The organism is Arcobacter caeni, from assembly GCF_003063245.1.
Lineage (GTDB): Bacteria > Campylobacterota > Campylobacteria > Campylobacterales > Arcobacteraceae > Aliarcobacter > Aliarcobacter caeni.
Genome location: NZ_MUXE01000003.1, coordinates 116,932 through 137,055, shown reverse-complemented (window position 1 = coordinate 137,055; position 20,124 = coordinate 116,932). Strand labels below are relative to the sequence as shown.

The window sequence follows — 20,124 nt, the reverse complement described above, 5'->3', positions numbered from 1 at the left end:
ATTTAACAATAATTACATTAAGGATTATGGTATGAAAAAAGAAATTCATCCAGATTATAAAGTTTGTACAATTTCTTGTGCTTGTGGTAACTCGTTTGAAACAAAATCAAATGTTGAAACATTAAAAATTGATATTTGTTCTTCTTGTCACCCATTCTTTACTGGAGAGCAAAAACTTGTTGATGCTGCTGGTAGAGTTGAGAAATTCAAAAACAAATATAACATGGCTAAATAGTACACTATTGTGCTGTGCTTAGTTCCAACTCCAATAGGAAATCTTGAAGATATTTCAATAAGGTCTTTAAGAATCCTTGAAGAGGCGGAACTTATTTTTTGTGAAGACACAAGAGTCACAAAAAAACTTCTAAATCTTTTAGGTGAAAAACAAAATCTAGACTTTTCAAACAAAGAATACAAATCTTTTCATTCTCACAACGAAAATAATATTCTACAATCTTTAACAAAAGAAACTTTTACTAAAAATGTTGTTTATGTAAGTGATGCAGGAATGCCTTGCGTTAGTGATCCTGGTGCCTCGCTTGTGGATTATTGCATAAAAAATGATATTGCTTATGATGTTTTACCTGGTGCAAATGCCATTTTAACAGCTTATGCAATGAGTGGATTTCCTCATACTACTTTTTCTTTTTATGGTTTTTTAGACCACAAAGGTGTAAGTCGTGCTTCAAAATTAAATGATGTTTTAAATGATAATAAACTAGCAATCCTTTATGAATCACCTCACAGACTTTTAAAATTACTTGAAGAATTAAGTATAAAAGATGCAAATAGAACAATATTTTTAGCAAAAGAAATTTCAAAACTTCACCAAAATAGCTATAAAGATAACGCTTTAAATCTATTTGAAAAATTTAAAGATATAAATATCAAAGGTGAATGGGTTGTAATTATAGAACCAAAAGAAACTGTTGGTTTTAATCTTGATTTAGATGATATTTTATCTTTAGATATTGCTCCAAAAATAAAAGCTAAATTAATAGCAAAAATCACAGGACAATCAATAAAAGATGTGTATCAAAAACTTTTAGAAAATTAATTTTTTAGTAAATACTTTCTCAAAAAACAAAAGAGTTTTATAACATTTTTTAGATATAATCCCCGAATGATAATATATGGAAAACAAATCGTACTTTATGTACTTGAAAAACACCCTCATTTAATTGAAGAAATTTTTCTTTCAAAAGAAATTGATTCAAAACTTTTTACAAGATTTGCCAAACTTGACAAAAAAATCTACAAAGTAGATAATCAAAAAGCTCAAGCATTAGCAAAAGGCGGGAACCACCAAGGTTTCATTTTAAAACTTACCCATGCTGAATATACAGATATTAAAGAATTTAAAAAAATGAATTTTATTCTTGTATTAGATGGTGTAACTGATGTTGGAAATATTGGAGCCATTGCTAGAACTGCTTATTCTTTAGGGATTGAAGGGTTAATTGCAGCTGATATTAAAACTGTAAATGATTCAGGAATTTTAAGAACAAGTTCAGGCGCTTTACTTGATTTACCATTTTCAATACATCCAAGATCGGTTGATTTAGCAAGTGAATTAATAGATGCTGGTTTTACACTAATTGGTGCAACAACAGATGGAATTGATTTAAAAAAATATGGGAAAATCGAAAAATCTGACAAAGTAGCTCTATTTTTAGGAAGTGAAGGAACAGGAATTTCTCCAAAAGTTGCAAAAAAACTAGATTTAAAAGTTGCAATTGCTATGGAACATGAATTTGATTCTTTAAATGTATCTGTTGCTGCTGGTATTTTGATTTATAACTTAAAAAGATAAAAGAAGAGAACATAGTGATAAGAAACCTGATTTTAATAATCGCATTAAATGTATTATTGTTAAGTGCAAACTTAGATATGAAAATAAAAGACTTATTGGGAAATAGTGATTATAACACTCATAAAAATCTAATTACACATATTTTTAGCAATGAAGATAACTTTTATACAAATAATCAGATTGACTACACTAAAATTATTCAAGAATTATCAAATAATGGCGTATTAAAACTAAACTTTCCATCAACTCAAAATGTTACTATTACATTTAATGTTAATAAATATCCTAAAAAATCATCAAAAAATCTTACTGATATTTTAAAAGCTTTAGGGCAACATAATTTTGTTATAAAAGAAGAAATAGTTGTTAATAATAACCTAAAATGGACTATTCAGGTAAAAACCGCAGCCGCCATAAGCCCTCTCAGATTATCACAAGAACTACAATCAATAAATTGTAGAATTGTTGATATTAAAAGAGAGGGTGACTATAGTTGGAGTTATTCAATAGACACGAGTAATTCTTCAATTTATAGAGCAGAAGATTTAATAAACAATAAGCAGTTATCTTTAAAAAATACACTTAAACCGTATATGATTAAAATATCAAATGCAAAAGTAATTACAATAAAATCAGCAAGTGGTAATATTTGGTATCCAAATGTGGTTTTTTACGATGAAGCTTTAAATATAATTGGAATTTATGACGAAAATAGTTTGCATAAAAGTTTAAGACTTGAAGTGCCTAACAATACAAAATATATTAAAATTGATGATTTATATACACTTGCTAATATGAAGCAAGGAATTAACATTACTAAGGAGTAAATAGTGTTTCCAGAAATTGAATTTGAGAGAATGAAAAGACTTCCAAACTATGTGTTTGCAGAAGTTAATAATATTAAAATGGAAGCGAGAAGAGCTGGTGAAGATGTAATTGACTTTTCTATGGGAAATCCTGATGGTCCAGCGCCTCAACATATCACAGACAAATTAATCGAAGCTTCTGCAAAACCAAAAAATCATGGTTACAGCGTAAGTGCTGGGATTTTTAAATTAAGACTTGCAATTAGCAACTGGTATAAAAGAAAATATGATGTTGACTTTTTAGACCCAAATAAACATATATGTGCAACAATGGGTTCAAAAGAGGGTTATGTTCATTTAGTTCAAGCAATTGTAAATGTAGGAGATGTGGCTGTTGTTCCGGATCCAACTTATCCTATTCATTCATACGCATTTATGTTAAATGGAGCTGCTGTTCATAAATTTGAATTAGCATTTGATGATGTATTTAAAGTTGATGAAGATATTTTCTTTCAAAGATTACAAAAAACAATAGATGAATCAATTCCAAAAGTAAAATTTGTTGTTGTAAACTTCCCACATAATCCTACATGTGCAACTGTTACACCTGAATTTTATGTAAAATTAGTAGCAATGGCAAAAAGAGAAAGATTTTATATTATCTCAGATATTGCTTATGCTGATATTACTTTTGATGGATATAAAACTCCTTCAATTTTCCAAGCCGAGGGTGCTTTAGATGTTGCGGTTGAATGTTTTACTTTAAGTAAATCATACAATATGGCAGGATGGAGAGTGGGTTGTATAGTTGGAAATGAAAAACTAATCGGTGCTTTAAAAAGAATTAAATCATGGCTTGATTATGGAATGTTCACTCCAATTCAAATTGCAGCTACTGTTGCACTTGATGGTCCACAAGATTGTGTTGCTGAACATGTTGAAAAATATAGAAAAAGAAGAGATTTAATGCTTGAAGTATTTGAAGAAGCTGGTTGGAAAATGAATAAACCTAATGCTTCAATGTTTATTTGGGCAAAAATTCCAGAAGTGGCTCTTCATTTAGGAAGCATGGAATTCTCAAAACAATTATTAACAGAAGCTCATGTAGCTGTTAGTCCTGGTATTGGGTTTGGTCATTATGGTGACCAGTATGTGAGAATTGCTCTAATTGAAAATGAAAAAAGAATTAGACAAGCTGCAAAAAATGTAAAGAAATATTTAAAATCATTAGAGAAATAGGAAAATAATATGTTAAGAGTTGGAATTATCGGAGTTGGTACAGTGGGAGCCAGTGTTGCAAATATTTTAAGAGACAATAAAAATATTATAACAGCACGAGCTGGTAAAGAAATTGTAGTAACTCTTGGGGTAGTTTCAAACTTACATAAATTAAGAGATGTTGATATTAAATTAACAGATAATATTGATGATGTTTTAAATGATGATTCTATTGATGTGGTTGTTGAATTAATGGGTGGAATCGATAAACCAAATGAGATAGTTAGAAAAGCTTTATTAAAAGGTAAAGCAGTGGTTACTGCAAATAAAGCTCTTTTGGCATATCATAGATATGAACTTCAAGAACTAGCAGGTGATATTCCTTTTGAATTTGAAGCAGCAGTTGCTGGTGGAATTCCAATTATCAATGCTTTAAGAGATGGATTAAGTGCAAATCATATCAAATCTATTCAAGGTATTATGAATGGAACTTGTAACTATATGTTAACAAGAATGATAAATGATGGTGTTGATTATAATGAAATCTTAAAAGAAGCTCAAGATTTAGGTTACGCAGAATCAGATCCAACTTTTGATGTTGGTGGATTTGATGCAGCACATAAACTCCTAATTTTAGGTTCTATTGCTTATGGAATTGATGTTAAACCTGAAGATATTTTAATTGAGGGAATTCAAAATATTTCAAAAGCAGATATTGAATTTGCAAAAGAGTTTGAATATTCTATTAAATTATTAGGAATTGCAAAAAAAGTAGGAAATGAAATTGAATTAAGAGTTCATCCTGTTTTAATTCCAGAAGATAAAATGATTGCTAAAGTTGATGGTGTTATGAACGGTATCTCTGTTGTTGGAGATAAAGTTGGTGAAACTATGTTTTATGGAGCAGGAGCAGGTGGAGATGCAACAGCATCTGCTGTTGTAGCTAACATAATTGACATTGCAAGAAAAGGGAAAGGTTCACCAATGCTTGGTTTTGAAAATCAACCTGGCGAAAAAATCACTTTAATGTCAAAAGACAATATTCAAACTAAATATTATTTAAGACTTGAAGTTGCAGACAAATCTGGAACTTTGGCAAAGATTGCAACAATTTTAGGAAATAACTCAATTTCAATTGAAGCAATGTTACAAAAACCATTAAAAAATGGAAGTGCTAATTTACTTTTAACTACACATATATCTATTGAAAAAGATATTATAAAAGCTATGAATGAACTAGAAAATTCAGGTGTAATTTTAACTAAACCTGCCATGATAAGAATAGAAGAATAGTCCTCTATTCAGTTTCATTTGAGAAAAAATTCACAAACACTAACCACACAAAATATCCCAACATTAATAAAACAATTAGCAATTCCAGCTAGTGTTGGAATGTTTTTTAATACCATGTACAATGTTGTTGACACTTTTTATGCAGGACTTATTTCAACACAAGCAATATCAGCATTAACTTTATCATTTATGATTTTTTTCTTAATTATTGGTTTTGGATATGGTTTTAGTTCAGCAATTACAGCACTTTTAGGAAATGCTCTTGGTAAAAAGAGATATAAATTAGCTTCAATTTATGCCCATAAAGGACTTCTTTTTGTTCCTTTTACTGGTCTTATTTTAAGTATTATTGGATATTTTTTTGCACCTTCCCTTTTTATGTTTTTAGGTGCAAAAGATGAATATTTGCAAATCTCACTTGATTATATAAATCCTATTTTATTTGGTGCAATATTTTTTATGTTTAACTTTTCGCTAAACGCTATTTTGATAGCCACAGGAGATACAAAAACATATAGAAATAGTTTAATATTTGGTTTTTTTGCTAACTTAGTTTTAAATCCTTTATTTATGTATGGATTTTTATTTATTCCTGCAATGGGAATAAAAGGAATTGCATTATCTACTGTTTTAATCCAAGTAATAAATATGTGTTATCTATCTTACAAAGTTCTGCAAACAAAACTTATTCATTTTGAAAAATTAGAATATTTTATTCCAAATCTTAGAGTTTACAAATTATTCTTTTCTCATGGAATACCATCAAGCCTAAATATGCTTACAATGGCAATTGGTTCACTAATTTTGACATATTTTGTTTCACACTATGGTGTTCAAGCAGTTGCTGGTTATGGAATAGGGTACAGAGTTGAACAACTTATGCTTTTACCAGCACTTGGTCTTAGTACTGCTGTATTAGCCCTTGTATCAAATAATTTCGGTGCTAAAAAATATGATAGAGTGATTGAAACTTTAAAAGTATCTCTTAAATATGGATTTATTATAGCAACTGTTGGAATCATTTTTTTAACAATTTTAGGACGATTAATAATTTCATTATTTGATTCTAATCCAATTGTAGTTGATTTTGGGATAAGTTATTTGCTTATTGAAATTTGGATATTTTACGCTTATGTTATTTTATTTGTTTGTATTTCAACTCTTCAAGCCATAAAAAGACCTAAGATGATTCTTTATATCGGGATTTATAGACAGATCTTTGCAAAATTAATAATTGCATATTTAATAGTGAAGTATTTTGAACTTGATTTTATTTATTTATGGGTTGGGGTTTTATTTATGATTTATAGTGCGGCTATTTTTGCTTATATTTATACGAATAAACTATTAAAAGAGATTTTAAATAAGAGTTTATAAGAGGTCAAAAGACCTCTTATAAGTGATTATTTAGAACCACATTTTCCAGCTCCACAAGAGCCTTTCATTTCATTTTTCATCTCTTTTTTCATTTCAGCGCCACATTTCCCAGCTCCGCATGAACCTTTCATCTCTTTTTTCATATCACATGTACATTTTTCTTTATTTTCACAAGTACATTTGTTATCTTTTTTGTCTTTCATATTACAAGCGCATTTCATCTCTTTTTTCATTTCAGCACCACATTTTCCAGCTCCGCATGAACCTTGTGCTGCAAATGCTAATGTACTTGCAAGTAAAAATCCTAATAATAATCCTGATAATTTCATTTTCAATTTGTTTCCTTTTTTTTATTTATTTAATTATATACTATTTTTGTACAGCTTCAACATCAACTATAATTTTTACTTCCTCAGATACTGCAACACCACCTAATTCAAGGGCTTTATTCCATTTTAAATCATAATCTGTTCTATTGATTTTTCCTTTTAAAGAAAAGCCAACTCTTTTATTTCCTTGAAAATCTTTTATACTAGCAATATCTTCAACTTCTAAAACTACAGGTTTAGTTATACCTCTAATAGTTAAATCACCTTTCATTTTTCCTTCATTACCATCTGCTTGGTAAGATTTCATAACAAAAGTCATTTTAGGAAATTTTTCTGAAGCAAAAAAATCATCACTTATCAAGTGGTCATCTCTTTTTTCAATTCCAGTATCAACAGAACCTGTATTTACATTTGCACTAAATGTTTTAAAACTTTTTGTAGCTTCATCAAAATCAATTTGTGCATCATAAGTTTTGAACTCACCTTTTACATTTGTAATCATCATATGTTTCACAGAAAATCCTACATTTGTATGTGAATTATCAACACTATAAGAAGCGGCATTTGCTAAACCAACACTTAAGATCAAAGCACTTGTTATTTTTGTTATGAATTTCATTTTGAATCCTTTTTTTAAATTACTTAATTCTATATCATTTTTGTTTAATTACTGTGTAGAAATGTTATTTCTTATACTAACAATATAAAATATTGCTGGAATTATTATAAGAGTTAAAAAAGTTGAAGTAACCATTCCTCCAATCATTGGTGCTGCAATTCTTTGCATAACTTCACTTCCAACCCCGTGAATATACATAATAGGAATTAATCCACCTAAAATTGTAAACAAAGTCATTAGTTTTGGACGAAGTCTCAAAACAGCACCTTTATAAATAGCTTTTGCTATTTCTTCTTTTGTTATATTTAAACAATTTTGTTTTAATTCAATCATTGCTTCATTTAAATAAACAAGCATTACAATAGAAGTTTCAGAGGCAACTCCTAAAAGGGCTAAAAATCCTACAACAACAGCAATTGATATATTAAAATTTAAATAATCTAAATATATTATTCCACCACTTAATGCAAATGGTAAAGTGAAAAATATAATCAATGTATATGTCATATTTTTTAGAGCTAAATATATCAAAATAAATATAAGCATAAAAGTTAAAGGAATAATATAAAGTAATCTCTCCATTGCTCGTTCTAAATATTCACTTTGTCCAGACCATTCAAAATAGTAACCACTTGGTAACTTTATCTCTTTTAATAATTTGTTTGCTTCATCTTTATATTGTTTTATAGAAATATTTTCTTTGGGAGTTATATAAATGAAATTTACATTTAATGCTTTTTCAGACGATATAACAGATGGTCCTTCTTCATATTTTAGATTTGCAAATAATCGTAAAGGTTGAAAACCTAGATTTGTTTTGATTTGAAGATTTTCTAATACAGTTAAATCTTCTCTTTGATTTGCTTCAAATCTTAGAGTTATTGGGTATCTTTCTAATTTATCCAAAAAAGTTGAGATTTGAGTTCCACCAACTCCTAAAGAAATGGTTTCTAAAACATCATTTTTATTTATTCCATATCTTGAAATCATTTCATCATTTATTTGAATATTCAAGTAATATCCAGAATTTACTTTATCAGATGAAACTGATAAAGTTCCCTCATATTTTCTTAATTTTTGCTCTATTTGTTTTGCTGTTTCTTCTAATGTTTTGTGTTCATTTCCATAAAGTTTTATTCCTAAAGGAGTCCGAATACCTGTTAAAAGCATATCTATTCGACCTCGTATTGGATAAGTCCATGAATTTATAAGTCCTGGAATTTGAAGTTTTTCATTCATTTCTTCCATTAATTTTTTATATGTCATTCCCTCTCTCCACTCATTTTGAGGTTTAAATGTAATTATTGTTTCAATCATCGCAAGAGGAGCAGGATCTGTAGCACTTAAAGCTCGTCCAACTTTTGCGAAAGCTGTTTGTACTTCTGGAAATGATTTGATTACAATATTTGTTTTCAAAGCCAACTCTTTTGCCATATCAATACTAATTCCATAAGGAGTTACTGGCATATACATAAAAGTTTGTTCGTTCATCATGGGCATAAATTCCCAATTTTGTTTTTCATAAACACTATAAGCAAAAACAATTACAACAAGATAAATACCTACGATTAAATATCTTAATTTCAAAGCCATTTTTAGAAATGGCGAATATATATTTATAAAAAACTTATTTAAGATATTTTTATCTTCAGCCATGATTTTGCCACGAATTAAAAAAATCATCAAAATAGGAACTAAAGTGATAGATAAAATAGCTCCCGTTAACATCGCAAAAGATTTTGTAAATGCTAAAGGAGTAAAAAGTCTTCCTTCTTGACCTGTTAATGCAAAAATAGGAAAAAATGAAACAACAACTAAAACTAAAGCAAAAAATATTGGACGACCTACTTGTTTTGCTGATTTTATGATTATTTCAATTCTTTCTTCATTTGAAATATTTTCTTTTCCTTGCAGATATTTATGGGCATTTTCAACCATTACAATTGTTGCATCAACCATTGCTCCAATTGCTATTGCAATTCCACCTAAACTCATAATGTTTGAGCCAATTCCAAAAGCTTTCATAAGTAAAAAGCTAATTAACACCGTTATTGGAAGAGTTATTATAATAATCAAAGCAGATCTAAAATGAAACAAAAATAGCGTTGCAATAATAGCTACAATAATTGATTCTTCAAATAAAGTACCTTTTAAAGTATCAATTGCTTTATCTATTAGTGAACTTCTATCATAAACTTCTACAACTTCTACATCAGGAACATTTAATGTGGCTAATTTCTCTTTTACAGCCTTTATAACTGAATAAGGATTTTCTCCTTGCCGAACTATTACAATCCCTCCTATCGTCTCACCTTGACCATTTAATTCAGCCATACCTCGTCTATCTTTTGAAGTTATATTAACATCAGCTATATCTTTTATTTTTAATGGGATATTATTTAGAGTTTTAATAGTGATATTTTCAATATCACTTACAGATTTTAAGTAACCACGAGCAGTGATAATTTGTTCATAACCATTTTCTAAAATAATTCTTCCACCGTTATCACTATTGTTTTTTTGAATAATCTCTTTTATTTCATTTATATTTAAATCATATTGAACCAATTTATCTTGATTTAGAGTTATCTCATAGTTTTTTACATATCCACCAATTGACGCTATTTCACTAACTCCATCAACACCCAAAAGCGCATATTTAAAATAATAATCTTGTAAAGTTCGTAATTCTTCTAAACTTTTAGTATTAGATTTCAAAGCATATTCATAAGCCCAACCAACACCTGAAGCATCAGGACCTAATTGTACACTTGAACCTACAGGAAATGTTCCTTGAAGCGTTGAAAGTTGCTCCAAAACTCTACTTCTTGAATCATAATTATCTGTTCCATCTTTAAATATAATATAAATCATTGCACTTGAAAATGATGTCATCGCACGAACTGTTTGAATATTTGGCAAACTCATTAAATTCGAAATCAAAGGATAAGATATTTGTTCTTCAATAGTTTTAGGACTTTGATTACTCCATTCAACTTGAAGAATAACTTGAGGAGGTGACAAATCTGGAAGGGCATCCAAATTTGTATTTTTTACAGCCCAAAAAGATGCTATTGTTAAAATAGCGATTAAAAATAGTACTAAAAATTTGTTTCTTATACTATATGAGATTATACTTTCAACCATTATTACCAATCCTCTTTATCAGATTCATAAAGTGCATTTGTTACAGCATCAGAATCAAGTAAAAATAGGGCGTTATTTATAACTTCATCATTTTCTTTTAAACCACCTATTATTTCATATTTGTTTGAAGAAATTCTTTTTGCATCTATTTTTTTAGGTTCAAAATCTCCATTTTCTAAAGCTATAAAAACATAAAAACTATCCGCTTTTTTTAGAACTGCTGTTTTTGGTAGAGTCAACATAACATCTTTTTTAACACTTATATCAACTTTTCCAAACATACTTGGAAGTAGTTTTAAATCTTTATTTTCTAAAACAAATCTAACATCAACTGTTTTTGTTTTTTCATCAAAAATTGGGTAAACAAAATCTACTTTCGAATTTAGCTTTTCATTAATTCCATCTATATTTATATTTGCTTCTTTATCTTTTTTTATATACTCTAAATCACTTTGATAAACAGATGCTATAAACCAGATTTTGTCTAAACTTGCCATTTGCAAAAGCATATTTCCTTTATTTATAGCACTTGATTGGTTTATATTTTTTTCCATTAATAAACCATTTATAGAAGAAGTAACCACCGCACCATTTGAATTTATTTTTCCAGCTTTTATTTTTTCTTGTTCACTTTTTGAAATATCCAAATTATCAAGTTTTGATAATGTACTTTGATAAATATTTTGATTAAAATTTTTTGCAACTTGAAGTTCATTTTGAATACTTAAAATTTCTTGGGAATATACCCAATATAAAGGTTCACCTTTTTTTATAGTCATATATTTTTTATTAGCATTTAGTTTTGTGACATATCCATCAAATCTACTTACAATATCAACCAAAGATGATTCATCTATTTTTGTAATTCCATAAAAACTTTTGTTTACAACAACTTCTTCTTTTGTTACTTTTGTCATTTTTTTATTAAATAACTGTTTTGCATCTATAATTTGTGCTTGTAAAAACCCATTAAAAAGTAGGGCGATAAAAACTATATTTTTAATCATTTTATACCTTTATTTGTAAAATATAAAAGTTGTGAATAACTTTCATAATATTTCAAAGCTTCATCCAAAGCTTTTGTTTCATAAATTATTAATTCATTTAGATTTTCTATGCTTTCTTGTGGTTTTATCAGCTCAAAACTATTGTAATTTTCTATATTTTCTTGGATTTTTTGTTTAAGAGGAATTATCTCTTTTTGAATTAATTTATAATTTCTAACACTTTGATTTAAATTATTTAAATAAACATCAGTTTGCAAAGATAAATTATGCAAATAACTACCTAATCTATCGTTTGTTTCATTTGAGTTCATTTTGGCTTTTAAAGCATTTGTATTTTCAGTTTTATATAAAGGAAGTGGAATACCAACCGTTAAATTTCCATAATCTTGTTCATCATTTTGCATATATTCAACACTTAAAGTTATATTTGAGTATTTTTTTGCTTCTTCAAGAGATGCCATATTTTTGTATTTTAAACTATTTTCTTCTAACACTTTTATTTTTGGATGAGTATTAAAAAGTTCTTGATTTATTTGAGTTTTATTTATCTCTTTTATATTCAGAAATTCATCTATATTTTGGATTTTTTCATATGTTATTTGTTCTAAATTCAAATATAAATTATCAATTTTTGTTTTTAAATTTTCAAGTTCAAGTTTCAAATCCAAATATGATATTTTTGTTTTTAGAACTTCATTTAAAGAAGTTTTTTGGTATTTATACAAAGAAGTATTTAACTCTTCTAGTTTCTCTATGTTTTTTTGATAATTTTCTATAAGTTTATATCGTTTTTCTAAAATCAAAATATTATATGAATACTCATATATTTTTGATTCCAACTCCAGTTTTTTATCTTCTAGATTAAATATCTCGATATTTTTATCTTTTATAGCAATATTCTCTTCAATATCAAGTTTATTCCCAATAGGAATAACTTGAGAAAGTTCAACTCCATACTCTTTTTGATTTGATAAAGGTTTATTAAATCCAATATTATTTACTTTAAAAGCAAGCATTGGATTTTCCCAATTTTTAGAAACTTTTATTTGTTCTTCTGCTACTTTTATTGATTTATTTATACTTTTCAAATCATAGTTTTTTTCAAAACTATTTTTTACCAACTCATCAATTGTAACAGCACTTAAAAGTGAACTCACAAAAAATGTGCTTAGTAATATTTTTAACATTATAAATTCACACTACCTTTAACAGTATGAACAACGCCATCATTTGTTTTAAATTTTAATTGATATTGCCATGTTCCACCCATTGGAATATTAATATTCATTTTATAAATTCCATCAACAAAAGTTGCATTATCCTCAGATTCCATATAAGGCATTCCTGGCATTTCAGGCATAAAAAACTTTGCTTTTACTTTTGCTGTTTCTACAACTTTTGAATCTTTTGATAATGAAATCACAAGTTCATTACTTCCTACAACTAAAGCTTTTGATGATTTTAATATTACTTCGTATCCATCTTTTTGCCCATTTTGCTCTAAAAGTTCTGCATTTAGAAAAGTAAATGTAAGGAAAAGTCCTAAAACTATTTTGATTATTTTTTGCATTGAAATACTCCTTGGATATTAAATTAAGAGTATTTTATTTTTTTTGTGGGGAGTTTGTGTGTAGAAAACTAAAAGATTAAAGTAAAAGTTGTTCCTTCATTTATTTTTGATTCAACTGTGATTTTTATTTTGTAAAAATTGCAAATATGACTTACAATATTTAGACCTATTCCAAAACCACCTTGTTCATTTGTAGCTCTAAAATATCGTTTATAAATATCATTTATTTTATCTTTTTCTATTCCTATTCCAGAATCTGTTATTTTTAAAATATTATTTTTTAGTGAAATATCTATTTCCCCTGCTATTTTATTATATTTTATCGCATTTGAAACTAGGTTATTGAAAATCCTAATAAAATCATCTTTATTGATTTTATAATCAAAATCTTCTATTTTTTTATTTATAATAATTTTCTTTTTTGATGACATAAGTTCTAAATATTGCATTTGCTCACTTATCAAATCTTTCAAATTAAACTCTTGAATATTTTTAATTGCTTCTTTATTTTCTAAAAATAAATAGGTCAAATCATTATAAATTTCTGAGATTCTTCTTGCACTTATTTTTACTCTTTCTATTTGTTTTTCACTTAAATTTTCATTTTCAGTTGACATTAAAATAGCACTTATTGGAGTATTTAATTCGTGAGTTGTATCTTTTATAAAGTTATTTAGTTTTAATCTTTCATCTTTTATTGGTTTTAAAAATAACCTTGCTAAATAGAACCCAATAATTGCAATAATTAAATAAATAACAAAAAATATACCTATGATATTTAATTCTAATTTTTCTATTGCTTTAAAATATCTATTCTCTTTTAAAGCAATATAATATATATCCAAATGCCCTAAAACAGAATCATCAACTAAAATAAAACTATTTTTTGTTTCAATAATCTTATTTGAAAAATCAATATCTTCATCAAGATTTCCAAATATTTTATTTTTATTTTTATCATAAAATGAGATTTTATAATCTTTCTTTTTTAATAATTCATTTTTATTAAATTCATTTCCACTCATGTGAGAAAGTATAATTGAAGATGAGATTTTTGAGACTTCATTTTGCATATTTGATTTAGTTAAATCATAATAAAGTATCTTTTCATTTTGGTAATAAAGAATAGCAATAAATACCATTAAAACAAAAGAAGAACCTAAATATAATAATAAAAATCTAAGATATGTGCTTTTTTCACTGCTTGTTAAATCGATAACCAACTCCTCTTAAATTTATTATATATTCATCGCCTAATATCTTGCGAAGATTCTTAATATATGTTCTAATTGTTGATGAAATCGGTGTTTCTTCATAAGCCCAAACATTTAAACTAAGTTCATTAATACTTACTACTTTAGTGTTATTATTCATTAAATATTCTAAAACTTCACACTCTTTTTTGGTTATATGTATGTGATTTTGTTCTTTTTTAATCATAAGATTTTTTTTATCTAAAAATATATCTTTTGATATTTCAATTAAGTTATTTGGATTTATCAAAAAGAGTCGTTTGATATTATTTATTCTAATATCTAACTCTTTAAGTTCAAAGGGTTTTTTTATGTAGTCGTCACAACCAGATTTAAATCCTTTTTCAATATCATCTACTTGATTTAGAGAGGTTAAAAATATAGCTGGAGTATAAATCTCTTTTTGTCTTAATTCTTTTAATAATTCAAAACCACTAAGAATAGGAACATTTACATCTAAAAGTAATAAATCGAATTTTTGGCTGTATAATAAATCTTGTGCTTCTAATCCCGTAAAAACGGTTATAACTTCATATTCTTGAGACTTCAGATGTTCTTCTATAATTTCATTAAGTATTAAATCATCTTCTAATAATAATATTTTCATAATAATCCTTGAAAAAATTATAACATAAAAAAGAAAGTGTTTTTGATTATTTTATTTGTATAAAAAGGAAGTAGTGATTATAAAGTAAACCACTACTTTTTTAGATTAGAATTGTCTTCTTGGTTTTTCAGCTCTAGGTTGTGCTTCATTAACTCTTAAAGTTCTACCTTCATTTTCATTTCCGTTTAAAGCTTCGATTGCTTTAGTTCCAGCTGCTGAGTCTTCCATTTCAATGAAACCAAAACCTTTAGATTTTCCTGTTTCTCTATCCATGATAACTTTTGCACTTTTTACTGCACCAAACTTTGTGAAAACTTCTTCTAACTCTTTATCATTCATTCTATATGATAAATTACCTACATAAATATTCATCTATTCTGTCCTTTGTAAATGTATAGTTATTATGCCAGATTATTATTAAATAATCAAGTATTTTGGAAATTTCTTTTTAAGGCTTCTTTTAGCCTAGAAGAAACTTCATTGAAACCTAATATTGCGATAATATCATAAACAGAAGGTGCTTGTGTTCCACCTGTTAAGGCTATTCTTATAGGTTGAAATAGTTGTGGAAATTTTAAGCCAAACTCATGAATAAATGGTTTTGTAATTGCTTCTACATTTTCAATATTGTATAAGTCTTCCTTATTTTTTTCTAACAATTCAAGATATTTTTCTAAGAAATCTTTTGTATCTTCTTTTACAAATTTTTTAACGCCATTTTCTTCATAATAAGTTGGAATATCTAAAATATCAGTAATAGATTTTTTTAATTCAACAACAGTTTGAGCTCTTTGTTTTGATAAATCTAAAAGTTCTGTTTTTTTAGGGTGATGAGATAAATCTAAATCAAAAAACTTTAATTCTTCAATTAATCTATCATTTGAAACAGCTTTTATATATTCACTATTTAACCACAATAATTTTTCACCATTATAAGAAGATGATGATTTATTGATATTTGATGGATCAAATAACTCTAACATTTCATCCATTGAGAAAATTTCTTGGTCACCATTTGACCAACCAAGTCTTACTAAAAAGTTAAGTAATGCTTCTGGTAAATATCCTAGATTTTTGTAATCCATAACATCCATTGCACCATCTCTTTTTGATAGTTTTTTCCCTGATGGATTATTAATCATAGGCACATGATAAAACTTAGGAACTTTAAATCCTAAAGCATTATAAACAACAATTTGTTTTGGTGTATTTGAAAGGTGGTCATCACCTCTGATTACATCTGTCATATTCATTAAAGCATCATCAATAGCCACAACAAAGTTATATGTTGGCATTCCATTACTTCTTGCAATTACAAAATCATCTACTTGATTAGCATCGAATTTCATAGAACCTTTTACACCATCTTCAAATTCAATAGTTCCAGATGTTGGAGCTTTGATTCTAATTACAGGTTCTACATCTGCTGGGATTTTAGGTAAGATTTTTCCAGCTTCTGGTCGCCATGTTCCATCATATCTTGGATTTTGTTTCGCAGCTTCTTGAGAAGCTCTTAAGCTATCCAGTTCATCTCTACTCATATAACATTTATATGCATTCCCATTTTCTAAAAGCTTATCAATATAAACTTTATAAATATCTGTTCTTTTTGATTGATAAAATACTTCACCATCATAATTTAACCCAACCCATTCAAATGCACTAATGATTGCTTTCATAGCTTCTTCATTGTTTCTTGCTGTATCTGTATCTTCAATTCTTAATCTAAATTCACCATTTGTTTTTCTAGCCCATAAATAGTTGTAAAGTGATGTTCTTAGCCCACCAATATGTAAATATCCTGTTGGACTTGGTGCAAATCTTGTAATTGCCATTAAATTATTTCTCCTCTTCTTTTTTGTTTTGTATATAAAATCCTACGCCTGTTACTATTGCTACAATTGCTATAAATACAAGTAATGAAATTTCAAGAATTCCCATTTGCTTCTTTCTCCTTTAGCTGCCCACAAGCAGCACTAATATCAAGACCTTTTGACTCTCTTATTGTACAGATAACACCTTTTTGGTTTAAAAAGTCTTTAAATTGTAACATTCCTTCAACAGTAGGTCTTTCGTATGTTGTTCCTGGATATGGATTAAAATAAATAAGATTTACTTTTGCTTGTATTCCATTTAATAAGCTCACAAGTTTTTTAGCAGCTTCTAGTGAATCATTTTTATTTTTAATTACAAGATATTCAAACATAACTTTTTTTCTAGTATCAACTGGAAAGGCTTTAACAGCTTCAATAATTGTTGCAATATTATAAGCTTTATTCATAGGAATAAGTTCACTTCTAAGCTCATCATCAACAGCATGAAGAGAAATAGCTAGTTGTATTCCTAAATCTTTTTCACCTAGCTTTTTGATTTTACTTGCAATTCCTGAAGTTGAAACAGTTTGTCTTCTTTTACTAATTGCTAAACCATCAAGTTCAGAGAAAATCTCAACAGCTTTTACAAAGTTATCAAAGTTATCTAAAGGTTCACCCATTCCCATATAAACGATATTTAGAGCTTTGTTTTCAGCTATATCATTATCTCTTTTTATATTTACAATTTGAGCTATATATTCTCCAACTGTAAGATTCCGTACAAATCCACCTTTTGCTGTTAAACAAAAACTACATCCAACTTTACATCCAACTTGAGATGAAACACAAACTGTGTATTTTTCACTTCTAATTATATTTCCATCTTCATCTTTTTTCTTTTCTTTCATTAAAAGTAAAACAGCTTCAACAGTTAAATTGTCTCTTAATTTAAAAAGATATTTTATACTTCCATCACTACTTTGTTCTTTTTTAATGATTTGCATTACATCAATTGGATAGTTTGCCTCTAAATCTTCTTTTAATTCTTTTGGTATATTTTTCATCTCATCATAAGAGTTTGCATACTTTTTATAAAGCCAATTATAAACTTGTTTTGCTCTAAATGATGGTTTTAATCTTTCTTTTAATTCATCTAATGTGTAATCGTAAATAGATGGTAATCCCTCTTTTGCCATTATAATTTATCCAGTATTTTATTTATTTTATTATATTTTTTTCAAGTAAATATTTTGTTAATTTTTCCATAGCTTCTTCATGATTTTTCATAAAATCTTCATGGGCATTTTCATTTGTATAGTTTGTTATTACGAATATTCCAGCAACTGGTATTTCAAACTCTTTTGCAACACTTAAAATTGAAAAAAATTCCATATTTTCAATTCCTACTCCATACTCTTTAAACTCTTTACATAATTCTTCATTTGTTGATATATAGTTTGAAGAGTTTACAATAGTATCATTTCTTGCAAATTTATTTTCAGATTCTAAAACATTATCAAGTGGAGTATATGCACTTTGACTTAAAAATCCAAGCTCAATATTTGATGCTCTTTTTGATTCAACAATATCAAATATTTGATGCTCACCATAAGAGCCAGCACTTCCAACAAAAAGTAAAAAATCTGGTTTATCAAATAAACACATTCTTGTAAGGTTTATAGCAGATTCAATCAAACCCACCCCAATAGGGTGAGCAAAAGCAAATGTTTCATTTCTTCCAGCACATATAATCATTTACACTCCAAAATAAAATTTGGGTTTATAGTTATGTTTTGTTCACTACTTATTGGTGTAACATCTGCTATTGATTTTTGCATACTTGAATATGCCATTTCAGTTCTTGCATAAACTACATTTCCAGTATTTGTTTCAAAAATATTTATTTTTGAAACTTCACATTGTTTTGTAATAGTATTTGATAAAGATTTCGAATAACTATCTATCCAATTTATAGCCTCTAATCTTAAATCATCAAAGCTTTTATTTTGTAAATCATCGCTTGTGTTCCATGATACATTTGAAATATTCAGGTTTACATCATCTGATTTTATATTATCTTTTATTGAAATTAATTTATCCATAAAACTGTTTAAATCTTTTGCATTTTTTGATTCAGCTAAATATCTTAAATTTCCAATATATCCTGCAAATTCTTGTTTGTTATCATGATATTTATATTTTGGACTTAATGTAAAACTTCCATTTTTTAGAACTATATCATTCGCTTTTTTTATAAAATCATTAAACTTTTCAATTTCAATATTAACTTTATTTTCATCTTTTTTTTCAACACTAATTGTTATATTTGTCGTTAGTAAATCAGGATTTACAACTTTTGAAAAGTTTTTATTAAAATTTAATTCATAAGAAAATCCTAAAATTGGTAAAAGTAGTATTGGTAATAACTTTTTCATTTTATATCCTAACTGGAATATTATTTGCTCTTAAATATCTTTTTAAGTCCATAATATCTATTTCTTTGAAGTGAAAAATTGAAGCAGCTAACGCAGCACTGGCACCACATTCAAAAGCTTCTTTTATATGTTCCATAGTTCCAGCGCCTCCACTTGCGATTACTGGAATATCTACAAGTTTTGAGATTTGTCCAGTAATATTTAATTCAAATCCAGTTTTTGCACCATCTGTATCCATAGAAGTTAAAAGTATTTCACCAGCACCTCTATTTGTAACTTCTTTTGCCCAAGTTAGTGCATCAAGTCCTGTATCTTCTCGTCCACCTTTTACAAAAACATGATATGAACCATCAGCAACTCTTTTTACATCAATGGCAACCACGATACATTGTGAACCAAATCTTTTTGAGCTTTCATTTATTAAATTTGGATTTGAAACAGCTGATGAATTAATAGAAACTTTGTCACAACCAACATTAAGTAGGGCATAAATATCTTCTAGTTTTCGAATTCCTCCACCAACAGTTAAAGGAATAAAAACTTCTTGAGCAACTTTTTTTACAATATCAACAATAGTCCCTCTATTTTCATGACTAGCTGTAATATCTAAAAAAGTAAGCTCATCAGCTCCCTCAGCGTTATATCGTTTTGCAACTTCAACAGGATCACCTGCATCTCGTAATCCAACAAAATTTACACCTTTTACAACTCTTCCATTATCAACATCTAAACACGGTATTATTCTTTTTGCAAAACTACTCAAATATAATCCTTCTTAATAACTAAATATTATCTTATCTAATTGTAAGTTAAAAGCAGATATACTCCTTGCAATT

The 20,124-nt window shown here is 27.4% G+C and carries 21 protein-coding genes; 7 read left to right on the top strand and 14 right to left on the bottom strand.

Annotation, left to right across the window (positions count from 1 at the left end):
- Window positions 1-31 precede the first annotated feature (31 nt).
- The 7 genes from rpmE to B0174_RS03135 all read left to right on the top strand — a co-directional run bounded on the left by rpmE (window position 32) and on the right by B0174_RS03135 (window position 6,507).
- Window positions 32-235 (top strand): 50S ribosomal protein L31, encoded by a 204-nt coding sequence (gene rpmE, locus B0174_RS03165; protein ID WP_108558201.1) that lies wholly within the window; start codon window positions 32-34, stop codon window positions 233-235.
- Window positions 236-244: 9 nt separating this feature from the next.
- On the top strand, window positions 245-1,057 hold the full coding sequence (gene rsmI / locus B0174_RS03160) for a 16S rRNA (cytidine(1402)-2'-O)-methyltransferase (protein WP_108558200.1): 813 nt from the start codon (window positions 245-247) through the stop codon (window positions 1,055-1,057).
- Window positions 1,058-1,123: 66 nt separating this feature from the next.
- Window positions 1,124-1,813: a 23S rRNA (guanosine(2251)-2'-O)-methyltransferase RlmB gene (gene rlmB, locus B0174_RS03155; protein ID WP_108558199.1), complete on the top strand. Its 690-nt coding sequence runs from the start codon at window positions 1,124-1,126 to the stop codon at window positions 1,811-1,813.
- Between the two features lie 14 nt (window positions 1,814-1,827).
- Window positions 1,828-2,640: a hypothetical protein gene (locus B0174_RS03150; protein ID WP_108558198.1), complete on the top strand. Its 813-nt coding sequence runs from the start codon at window positions 1,828-1,830 to the stop codon at window positions 2,638-2,640.
- A 3-nt stretch (window positions 2,641-2,643) separates the two neighbouring features.
- Entirely contained in the window at window positions 2,644-3,858 is a 1,215-nt protein-coding gene (locus tag B0174_RS03145) for an LL-diaminopimelate aminotransferase (RefSeq protein WP_108558197.1), read from the top strand.
- Between the two features lie 9 nt (window positions 3,859-3,867).
- Window positions 3,868-5,130 carry a homoserine dehydrogenase gene (locus B0174_RS03140; RefSeq protein ID WP_108558196.1) on the top strand — a complete coding sequence of 421 codons (1,263 nt, stop codon included), beginning with the start codon at window positions 3,868-3,870 and terminating at the stop codon, window positions 5,128-5,130.
- Window positions 5,131-5,148: 18 nt separating this feature from the next.
- Window positions 5,149-6,507, top strand: a complete 1,359-nt coding sequence (locus tag B0174_RS03135) for an MATE family efflux transporter (RefSeq protein ID WP_108558195.1) — start codon at window positions 5,149-5,151, stop codon at window positions 6,505-6,507.
- A 26-nt stretch (window positions 6,508-6,533) separates the two neighbouring features.
- Here B0174_RS03135 and B0174_RS03130 read toward each other — a convergent pair whose 3' ends face one another.
- The 14 genes from B0174_RS03130 to hisF all read right to left on the bottom strand — a co-directional run bounded on the left by B0174_RS03130 (window position 6,534) and on the right by hisF (window position 20,051).
- Complete coding sequence (locus B0174_RS03130; protein WP_228156407.1) at window positions 6,534-6,836, bottom strand: HvfA family oxazolone/thioamide-modified RiPP metallophore; 303 nt, start codon at window positions 6,834-6,836, stop codon at window positions 6,534-6,536.
- A 40-nt stretch (window positions 6,837-6,876) separates the two neighbouring features.
- Complete coding sequence (locus B0174_RS03125) at window positions 6,877-7,455, bottom strand: YceI family protein (protein WP_108558193.1); 579 nt, start codon at window positions 7,453-7,455, stop codon at window positions 6,877-6,879.
- Window positions 7,456-7,503: 48 nt separating this feature from the next.
- Window positions 7,504-10,602 carry an efflux RND transporter permease subunit gene (locus B0174_RS03120; protein WP_108558192.1) on the bottom strand — a complete coding sequence of 1,033 codons (3,099 nt, stop codon included), beginning with the start codon at window positions 10,600-10,602 and terminating at the stop codon, window positions 7,504-7,506.
- A 2-nt stretch (window positions 10,603-10,604) separates the two neighbouring features.
- The gene (locus tag B0174_RS03115) at window positions 10,605-11,609 is read right to left on the bottom strand and encodes an efflux RND transporter periplasmic adaptor subunit (RefSeq protein WP_108558191.1); all 1,005 of its coding nucleotides are present in this window, start codon (window positions 11,607-11,609) and stop codon (window positions 10,605-10,607) included.
- The gene (locus tag B0174_RS03110) at window positions 11,606-12,796 is read right to left on the bottom strand and encodes a TolC family protein (RefSeq protein ID WP_108558190.1); all 1,191 of its coding nucleotides are present in this window, start codon (window positions 12,794-12,796) and stop codon (window positions 11,606-11,608) included. The genes B0174_RS03115 and B0174_RS03110 overlap by 4 nt, the downstream gene beginning before the upstream one ends.
- Window positions 12,796-13,179 (bottom strand): FixH family protein, encoded by a 384-nt coding sequence (locus tag B0174_RS03105; RefSeq protein ID WP_108558189.1) that lies wholly within the window; start codon window positions 13,177-13,179, stop codon window positions 12,796-12,798. Before B0174_RS03105 ends, B0174_RS03110 begins: the two co-directional genes overlap by 1 nt.
- 68 nt (window positions 13,180-13,247) lie before the next feature.
- On the bottom strand, window positions 13,248-14,402 hold the full coding sequence (locus B0174_RS03100; protein ID WP_133174785.1) for a sensor histidine kinase: 1,155 nt from the start codon (window positions 14,400-14,402) through the stop codon (window positions 13,248-13,250).
- On the bottom strand, window positions 14,377-15,039 hold the full coding sequence (locus tag B0174_RS03095) for a response regulator transcription factor (protein ID WP_108558188.1): 663 nt from the start codon (window positions 15,037-15,039) through the stop codon (window positions 14,377-14,379). Before B0174_RS03095 ends, B0174_RS03100 begins: the two co-directional genes overlap by 26 nt.
- A 105-nt stretch (window positions 15,040-15,144) precedes the next feature.
- On the bottom strand, window positions 15,145-15,411 hold the full coding sequence (locus B0174_RS03090; RefSeq protein ID WP_108558187.1) for an RNA recognition motif domain-containing protein: 267 nt from the start codon (window positions 15,409-15,411) through the stop codon (window positions 15,145-15,147).
- A gap of 53 nt (window positions 15,412-15,464) precedes the next feature.
- Complete coding sequence (gene gltX / locus B0174_RS03085) at window positions 15,465-16,874, bottom strand: glutamate--tRNA ligase (RefSeq protein WP_108558186.1); 1,410 nt, start codon at window positions 16,872-16,874, stop codon at window positions 15,465-15,467.
- A 92-nt stretch (window positions 16,875-16,966) separates the two neighbouring features.
- The gene (gene rlmN, locus B0174_RS03080; RefSeq protein ID WP_108558185.1) at window positions 16,967-18,049 is read right to left on the bottom strand and encodes a 23S rRNA (adenine(2503)-C(2))-methyltransferase RlmN; all 1,083 of its coding nucleotides are present in this window, start codon (window positions 18,047-18,049) and stop codon (window positions 16,967-16,969) included.
- A 22-nt stretch (window positions 18,050-18,071) separates the two neighbouring features.
- A complete protein-coding gene (locus B0174_RS03075; RefSeq protein WP_108558184.1) occupies window positions 18,072-18,608 on the bottom strand; it encodes a phosphorylase family protein in 537 nt (178 codons plus the stop codon).
- Complete coding sequence (locus tag B0174_RS03070) at window positions 18,605-19,288, bottom strand: SIMPL domain-containing protein (RefSeq protein ID WP_108558183.1); 684 nt, start codon at window positions 19,286-19,288, stop codon at window positions 18,605-18,607. Before B0174_RS03070 ends, B0174_RS03075 begins: the two co-directional genes overlap by 4 nt.
- Before the next feature lies 1 nt (window position 19,289).
- Window positions 19,290-20,051 carry an imidazole glycerol phosphate synthase subunit HisF gene (gene hisF, locus B0174_RS03065; RefSeq protein ID WP_108558182.1) on the bottom strand — a complete coding sequence of 254 codons (762 nt, stop codon included), beginning with the start codon at window positions 20,049-20,051 and terminating at the stop codon, window positions 19,290-19,292.
- Window positions 20,052-20,124 lie beyond the last annotated feature (73 nt).